Raw genomic sequence first — 8665 nt, forward strand, 5'->3', positions numbered from 1 at the left:
TTTTTGTAATATTGCATTAAAGAAGAGTTAAATGTGTCATAATTTCAAGTAGCTCAGTTTGGCAAAAAAAATAGCACGTATTCTAGCAATTGTTGTAATAAGTATTATACTGCTTAATATAGTACTCTTCATTACATTTAGTCTTCCACCCATACAGAAATGGGCTGCCGGTTACGCATTGGAAAAGCTGGAGCCTGCAATAGGGACAAATGCCAGTCTCGATGGTATCCGTATTCGCCTCTTTAATACTGTAGAGTTAAATGGTTTATATGTTGAGGATCAGAAGCAAGATACTCTGTTCTATGCAGATAGAATAAGTGCAAGAATAAGAGCTCTGGATCTTCTTCGAAACAGACTTACAGTACAAAAAACGGGTATTGAGAATTTTAAAGCCAATGTATATCGTAATACAGCTGAAGAACCTTTCAATTTCCAGTTTATTATTGATGCATTTACATCTGAAAAAGATACTCTTGTTGTTAAAAAGGAAAAGGATTCAATGTTAATTACAGGAGAAGATATAATTTTAAAAAATGGAACTATAAACTATAATATACTCTCAGAACCTGAAACACCCGGTCAGTTCAACGTAAACCATTTCAGCGTCTACAACTTCAATTTCAAAGCCAACGCATATTTTCAAAGTATTGGTGATATGAAAGCTAATATTGATATTTTGAGCTTTGTAGAGAACAACTCCGGGTTATATTTGAATAACCTTAAAGCAAATGTTACCGGTAAGGGGAAGCAACTGGAAAGCGATTATGTTCAGATTAGTTTAAATAATTCAGATATTCAAATTAATGGTGCCAGCTTCAATACCGAGACCAAAGAATTCTCACTCAATTTGATAAGCGATCAGATAGATCCAAAAGATATTGGGAAATTCTACTATCCTGTTGCCGATCTGAAAGAGAAGCTCTCTTTTGAAATAGTTGCTGACGGGCAATTACCCTCTGCAAATCTTAACAAGTTTACATTGCAATACGGTTCTGATACATATTTCGATATTACAGGTATGATATCGGATTACAGTGACTTTGAAAAGAGTGATTTAAGAGTAGATGTCAGAAATATGAATGTTTCCCAGTCAGATCTTGAGTCAATCATACAGGTCTGGGCTGCGGAATATGTCTCACCCACACAGTTAACTGCACTTGGAAATCTGAACCTTGAACTTCAGGCAATAGGCAAACTCAGAGGTTTCAATTATAATGGTTACATCAATACTGAGCAGGGAGATGTCTCATTGAACGGCTTAGGCAGAATTACGAATAGTTTTAGTTTCCTAAGTTTCGAGGGTCCGGTTACAGTCGACAACTTTAATGTTTCCAATATAATAGGAGAGGGTGCAGGAGTTGGTAATGCTACATTAAGTGCAAAAACTAAGGTGATCATTCCTAAGGAGGATGTACTTACAGTCTCTGCTGAGGGAGTTGTCGAGGCATTAATTTACAACGACTATCTTTATAACGACATAAATTTCAATGGTCTATATGCCGGCAATAATGTTTCTGCAAACCTGAAAATGGATTCACCATTGAACCAGTTTGATATAACTGGTGATATTACATTTGGAGATAGCTTGGGATTCATAGTCAATGGAAATGTGCAAAGACTAAATCTGAACCCTTTTATTCAGATGAAGTCATGGAAAACACCTATTCTGACAACACAGATAGAGGCAAATATGAAAGGAACAACAATTGATGATATTGCAGGCACACTGGTTATTAAAAACAGTTCAATTGTTGACAGCAATTTCATATATAACCCCGGTCCAATATATTTGCAGGCACTTTCCGATACAGGTGAAGGTAAAAGACTGCAGATTATGTCTTCATTTATGGAAGCCGAACTGATCGGTGATTACTATTTTTCAACAATAGCAAAGGAGTTGAAGCAAGTATTGCATCCACATCTTCCCTCTTTAATAGCTATATCTGAAGATTTGCATTCAGAATCAGCAGACAGTGATAACTACAATTATACTGAAAATATAAATTCAAGAAATCTGATTCCCGGTAATAACAATTTCAAATTTAATATTCTCCTTAATAATACTGAGGATTTCTCATACACATTTGGTCTGCCATTTTATAATGTTGAACAGGCAAATATAAACGGAAGTGTTGATATGACTGTCGGTAACACAATACAATTAAATGCTCATATACCGCGTATTATGTTCGGTAATAGTGATATAAGGGAGACCAGAGTTGATCTAAACAACAAAGGTGATGGAATTGGCGTAAATCTCAACACATATCTTGTTCAGAGCAATGGTTTTATAAATGCTATACTTAGAACTGATGCTGTTAATGATTCAATAATAAACAATCTTACCTTTGATGTTGAAAAAAGCAGCAGTAGTGCAAAAGGCAACCTTTTAATCTCAATGGGATTTGATCGTGATTTAAATAATGATCTTGCATCAAATATAAGAATACACCCTTCAACAATTGACTTCAATGGGAATAAAATTGATATCAATGATGCAGCTATTGTATACAATAAAGATCGGATTAGTATAACCAATTTCGGTATTACAGAGGATCAGATGTTATTGTTGGGAATTGATGGTATAGCCTCTAAAAGTGAAGCGGATAATTTGCGCATATACTTTAATAATACAGAACTTGCAAATATTCTCACTGCGTTGAATATATCTAATTTCGCCGGTTCTATAAACGGAGGAATCACTATTCGTCAGGCACTTGAAACGCCAATGATTATTACAGAGGATCTTAGGATTGAAAATATCACAGTTCATAACGATACTATTGGATCACTAATAATTGAGGGTGATTGGGATCAGATCTATTCTGGTTTGAATCTCGATGCTTACCTCATAAAGGATGGGGAAAGAAATCTTGAAATAAAAGGTTATGTGCCAACGGGAAGCGAGAGTCCTCTGCCAATGGACGTAACAGTAACTATGGAAGAGTTTCAGCTGTATGCACTACAGCCGCTGACTGTGAGCTCTTTAAGTAAGATCTCCGGTCGGGTAAACTCAAACATAAAAATAACAGGAAGTCTCTCTGAGCCAGTAACTGAAGGATGGCTTGGAATTGAAGATGGTGAGATAAAAGTTGCATACACGAATGTAACATACTATCTGTCAGACACAGTTCAGATCAAAAAAGACAATGTTGGTTTAGAGAATCTGGTAATCCGTGACCAGAATAATAAAACAGCAACGCTGAATCTGAGTTTATCCCATACTAATTTTGGCAGAATGATTTACACTGTAGGTATTACTCTGGATGATTTTATGCTCCTTAATAACGAAAACCGTACTGATCTTATGGTTTATGGAGATATGAGACTTTCTGGTAACCTGAGTGTCACTGGTTCTCCTATGGGGATTTATGGAGATGGAAACGTAACCACCAGAAGTGCATCTGAGGTAACGGTTATGCTTCCTCAAACAGCTCAGGCTACAGAGTATAGTGGTATTATCTATATAAATACTCATCAGTCAGACTCACTTGCTTTTCTGAGAAGAAGGGATGAGGAATTAAACCTTACAAACACTAAAGTAAAATCTGCAATTCCAATTATCATGAGGGCCACAGTTGATCTGAATCCTATGCTGGAGCTATCTGTACTGCTTGACCCTACGACCGGAAACGCTATAGAGGTTAATGGTGAGGGAGAGCTGAATATCAACTTCAACTCCAAATCAACTCCTCCTGTAAGATTGTATGGTGATTATGAAATAAATAAAGGGAAATTTCATTATAATCTACAAAATCTTCGTACAGTCGATTTTAATATCCGCGAGGGCAGCAGACTTACAATGGAAGGTGACCCTATGAATACACAGTTCAACATTATTGCATATCTTCCTGTGAGAGCAGATCTGACTGCTTTGAGTCCTACTTTTACAACAGAGCTTGCAAATACTCGTGTGCCTGTTAATGCCTTACTACAAATAAGGGGTAATCTCGAAGGAATGGATTTGCAATATGACATTGAACTGCCTGAAAGCTCTAATGATATTCAACAGAGAGTTAACAGTTTCATTAGCGACGAAGAAACCAAGATTCTGCAGTTTGCCTATCTGGCAACAACAGGAAGCTTTATACCTTCTCAAGGATCACCGGATCTCAATTTTGGATCATCCGTATTTACTAAATTTGCAGCCAGTACATTGTCGCGTGGACTAGATGCACTTTTCTCCAGTGCATTGAACGACAACTGGTCAGTCAGCACAAATCTCGAATCGGTTGATGGTACTCTGGATAATGTCAGAATGGGACTTGATGTGTCAACCCGGTTGCTGAATAACCGATTGAGGATGTCAACAAATCTCAGTTACGGTGATAATAGCATGATGGCTTCTCAACAGGCTTTTATGGGTGAGTTCGATTTAGAATACGATTTAAATACGTGGCTTATGTTACGAGCTTTTAACAGGGCAAACGAAAGATTCTACAGTCGAACCCCCACTACTCAGGGTGTTGGTGTTGTTGTAACAAAAGAGGCACATTCACTAAGAGACCTTTTTAATTTTAGATTTATCAGACCTAAAGAAGATGATTAATAGACATTTGAATAAGTTTCTGCTTTCATTAGTAGTGATAATTATATTCGCAGCTTGCGATGTTACTAAGAAAGTACCTGAAGGAAGCTATCTGCTTAATAAAGTAGATATCAATTCTGATGTCAGAGGTATTGGTTCTTCAGACCTTAAACCTTATCTGAGGCAAAAGCCCAACTCATCCATACCCATTGTTGGAAAGTGGAAACTACATATGTATAATATACCTGAAAATGATTCTACCTGGCTGAATCGCCAGTTGCTCAGATATGGTGAACCACCTGTATTATTCAATGAGCAGCTTGTATTGGTGTCAGCTGAACAGATTCGTCTTCATCTTAATAATAAGGGATATCTTAATGCAGAAGTTGATACAACTTTTGTAAAAGAGAATAAAAAAGCAAATGTTATATATGATGTTATTGGTCATGAACCACATAGGATACGTCTGTTTAATGATACAATTAACTCAGTAGATACCACTATATATAATATACTGAGACAAGCTAATCGATTAGATATTATTAAAGAGGGTGATAACTTCGATCTCTCTGTACTTGAACAGGGTAGAGTGAATATGGCCACTACCTTAAGGAACAGGGGCTATTATAATTTTTCGAAAGACAACTTTTATTTTCTTGCAGATACTACAGTAGGTGAAAATCAGGTTGATATTACTCTTTCTCTGAATACTCCGGAGGATTCACCTATTCACAAACGATACAATATTGGTATTGTAACAGTTATCAATGGGGTTGATCCTGATATTATAAACGACTCAACAAAGTATAATTTGCTGGATACAACTATGTACAGAGGTATTCAGATTGTATCAGAAAGAGAACCATTCCTGAAACCAAGAGCAGTTTATTATAATACCTTTTTAAGACCGGGGCGACTATATTCTGACCGAATTGTAGAAAGAACATATTCATCTCTGAATAGCATGGCTGCAATTAACCAGACTTTCATTAACCTTACAACAACAGAAAGAAATGACTCATCTCTGATTGATTCTAAAATAACACTATACCCGGGAAATGTTCATTACATGCAGTTTGGGGTAGACGGAACTAACTCGGCAGGAGACCTGGGTATTGCAAGTAATATAACATATGAACACCGTAACTTTTTTAAAGCAGGTGAAACATTTAGATTCAGACTTAATGCTGCATATGAGTTCATAAGTTCCGACAGCTTAGACCTTATTGATAACAGCTACTATGAATATGGAGCAGAAGCATTTCTCTCAATTCCGCAGCTACTGCTACCATGGTTGTTACAGCAATTAAGGGATCAGCCTTCTGCATCAACAGAATTTTCTGTTGGTACTAACTTCCAGAAACGACCGGAGTATCTGAGACAATTCTTTAACCTGTCAACACGATTCCAGTGGTCGGCAATGGAGTGGAAACTGCTCAATGTGCTTGAGCCTGTTGGTATAACCTATGTACGTATGCCATGGGCATCACAGCGATTCAAGGATCTCTACCTTAGTGATGAGGTAAATCCAATTCTTCGATATAGTTATGATGAACAGCTCATCGTTAGATCGGCTTACAATATAACTTATACCAACTATAACCGTATATCCAGAGGAGACATGCCCGAAGTGCCTTTCAGAATTCGTTCAGGAATTGAATTGGCCGGCTGGTTGCCACGTCTGGCGACAACTCTTGGTGCTGGTGAAAAGGACGAAGATGGTAGGGAAGCTTTTTTTAAAATTCCCTATTCGGAATATGTTAAAGGTGATTTTGATATTGCTCCCATGTACTCTTTTGATGACAGGAGAACCATTGCCGCTCATTTCTCTTTAGGAGTTGCAATACCTTATGGTAACTCTGATATTCTTCCTTTCGAAAAGCGCTATTTTGGTGGTGGTGCTAACAGTGTAAGAGGGTGGAGCACGAGAACTTTAGGCCCCGGAACGTATAGTGCTGATTCTGCTCTGCATGATTTTGGTAACAAGGTAGGGGAGGTAAAACTCGATTTCAGTGTAGAGTATCGCCGTAAGATTACCAAGCTTATTGAATTGGCCGGTTTTGTGGATGCAGGTAATATATGGACAATTAAAGATTATGTTGATCAGCCGGGTGGACTATTCAGCATTAATGATTTTTATAAGGAACTTGGTGTTGCTTATGGAGTGGGGGTAAGACTCGACCTCAACTTTCTGTTACTCAGGCTCGATTTCGGTATGAAAGCGCATAATCCGGCACTACCGATAGGTTCAAGATGGACAGTCTTCAAACCGGATATTGGCAGAGATTTAGCATTCCATTTCGCTATTGGATATCCATTCTAAGTAATTCTTCGATTTTAAATACTATATTTTATGTTTGATAAATGTACCTCTGTCCAGTTCATCAAATGCAGTTTCAAGTTCTTCGCCACTATTCATTACAATCGGACCTCCCCAAGCAACCGGCTCTCGAAGTGGTTTTGCAGCTAATAATACGAATCGTGCCCCCTTGTTCCCGGAGCGAACAACAACACTGTCGTTTTCTGTTGCGTTTTTATCGACAGATGTAAAAAGAACAGCACATGATTTGTTTTCAAAATCAGATAACTTTTCATCCACAGCGAGTGTCCCATCCAGCAGATAGATAAAAAGTGTTTCATCATTGGGTGTTTCAGAATAGATCCATGTGCTGTCAGGAGCCAAGTCAACATCTAAATATTGCACTTTAACATACTTCCCCTCAAAAACACCTGTTTTACCTTTGTAAGAACCTGCTATTATTCTGATTACCGCATTTTCTTCTTCAGTTATTACAACCTTATCCTGTGTGATATCACCATAAGCCGGGTGATTCATCTTGTCTTTTGCAGGCATATTTACCCATAGCTGACATCCAAGCATTCTATCTGATGTTTTTGGCATTTCCTGGTGAATAATTCCGGATCCTGCCGTCATCCATTGACACTCCAAGTCGTTGATAATACCTTTGTTTCCCAGACTATCGCCATGTTCAATCTTTCCCTTCACAAGATAGGTGATTGTTTCAATGCCTCTGTGAGGATGCCAGGGAAAGCCTTTTATGTAATCATCCGGATCTGTTGAATCGAATCCGTCGAGCATTAAAAATGGATCGAAATCGGTAATATTATTTGTTCCCAAGACTCTTCGTAAACGTACTCCTGCGCCGTCTACTGCATGCTGTCCTCTGACAATCTGTGTTGCTTTTCTTTTATTGATCATGTTATTTTTATTTTGATTAAATTTCTTTCTCTTCAAATGTATTTAAATTAGCCTGATCCAGCAAAGAATCCTGGTTAATTGATCTAATTAGATGTCACTTAAACATCAATTTTAAATGAATTAATCTACTTTCAGTCGAACATAGTACTTACCTGAGTCTTATAAAGGTCTTACCAACTTCAGTATCTCCTCATATTCATATAAGGAATATTAGGAGTTGGTTAGTAGATTGTTAGAACTTGGTGCTGATTTTGTATGTATATTTTGTGATTCAAAATGCTTCTAAAAAGGATTTTTATATAATTAAACCCCAAGAAGATAGCATAAAAAATGTCGGACCAACTATTAGTCAGTCCGACATCCTTTTGTGTTTTCTTATGTTATTGATTATGAGGCTGTTTGTTGTCTTACTAGGATTCGAACCTAGACAAACAGGACCAGAATCTGTTGTGCTACCATTACACCATAAGACAATAAAACTGTTTGATGATGCAAAAGTACAAAAAATGTGATTATCAAAAAAAGTTTTGAGGAAAAAGATTGCTATAGTTTTTACCTTATATAAAAAATCTATGCTCAACCAGTCCCTCTTAATTTATCCTGATATGTTTTCCTGCTTTTATATTACGTATCATTTCGTAGCCCCATAATCCAAGGGCTATAAGTTCAATAAAACCTGAGACACCGATAAAACTAAAAGCTTCGGGATAAAAATCAGTCAATATCTGAGAAGTAATGCGCCAGGTATTGCCTAGGTTGAGAAGGATAAAAACAGACCAAAGTGAATTTGTTTTCCTGAAATCAACACCTGCAAACCCGGGTATAATTTTACTGGAGACACCTACAATCATCATCATGATAAAGCCGACGGTCAGTGCATGGCGATAGGCTCCAAAGTAGGCATGAGAAAATGGATT

Annotated in this window: 4 protein-coding genes and 1 tRNA gene; 2 read left to right on the forward strand and 3 right to left on the reverse strand. The window is 37.3% G+C overall.

Features of this window, described 5'->3' with window-relative positions; translation table 11 throughout:
* Positions 1–58: 58 nt before the first annotated feature.
* Complete coding sequence (locus PHO43_RS07490; RefSeq protein WP_045089824.1) at positions 59–4549, forward strand: translocation/assembly module TamB domain-containing protein; 4491 nt, start codon at positions 59–61, stop codon at positions 4547–4549.
* Positions 4542–6851, forward strand: a complete 2310-nt coding sequence (gene tamL, locus PHO43_RS07495) for a translocation and assembly module lipoprotein TamL (protein WP_288011777.1) — start codon at positions 4542–4544, stop codon at positions 6849–6851. The genes PHO43_RS07490 and tamL overlap by 8 nt, the downstream gene beginning before the upstream one ends.
* 21 nt (positions 6852–6872) lie before the next feature.
* Here tamL and PHO43_RS07500 read toward each other — a convergent pair whose 3' ends face one another.
* From PHO43_RS07500 to PHO43_RS07510, 3 genes are all read right to left on the reverse strand, one after another.
* The gene (locus PHO43_RS07500; protein WP_288011779.1) at positions 6873–7748 is read right to left on the reverse strand and encodes a pirin family protein; all 876 of its coding nucleotides are present in this window, start codon (positions 7746–7748) and stop codon (positions 6873–6875) included.
* Between the two features lie 402 nt (positions 7749–8150).
* A tRNA-Gln gene (locus PHO43_RS07505) sits at positions 8151–8221 on the reverse strand.
* Positions 8222–8338: 117 nt separating this feature from the next.
* Positions 8339–8665, reverse strand: a 327-nt coding sequence (locus tag PHO43_RS07510; protein WP_288011781.1) for a DUF8744 domain-containing protein, incomplete at its 5' end; no start/stop codon positions are given.

It is taken from the genome of Lascolabacillus sp., from assembly GCF_028696275.1.
In the GTDB taxonomy this organism is placed as follows: domain Bacteria; phylum Bacteroidota; class Bacteroidia; order Bacteroidales; family Dysgonomonadaceae; genus Proteiniphilum; species Proteiniphilum massiliensis.

What these genes read in the sequence shown, in the direction of transcription:
- PHO43_RS07500 (WP_288011779.1), bottom strand. Translation starts at nt 7,748, where the DNA reads ATGATCAATAAAAGAAAAGCAACACAGATTGTCAGAGGACAGCATGCA.
- tamL (WP_288011777.1), top strand. Translation starts at nt 4,542, where the DNA reads ATGATTAATAGACATTTGAATAAGTTTCTGCTTTCATTAGTAGTGATA.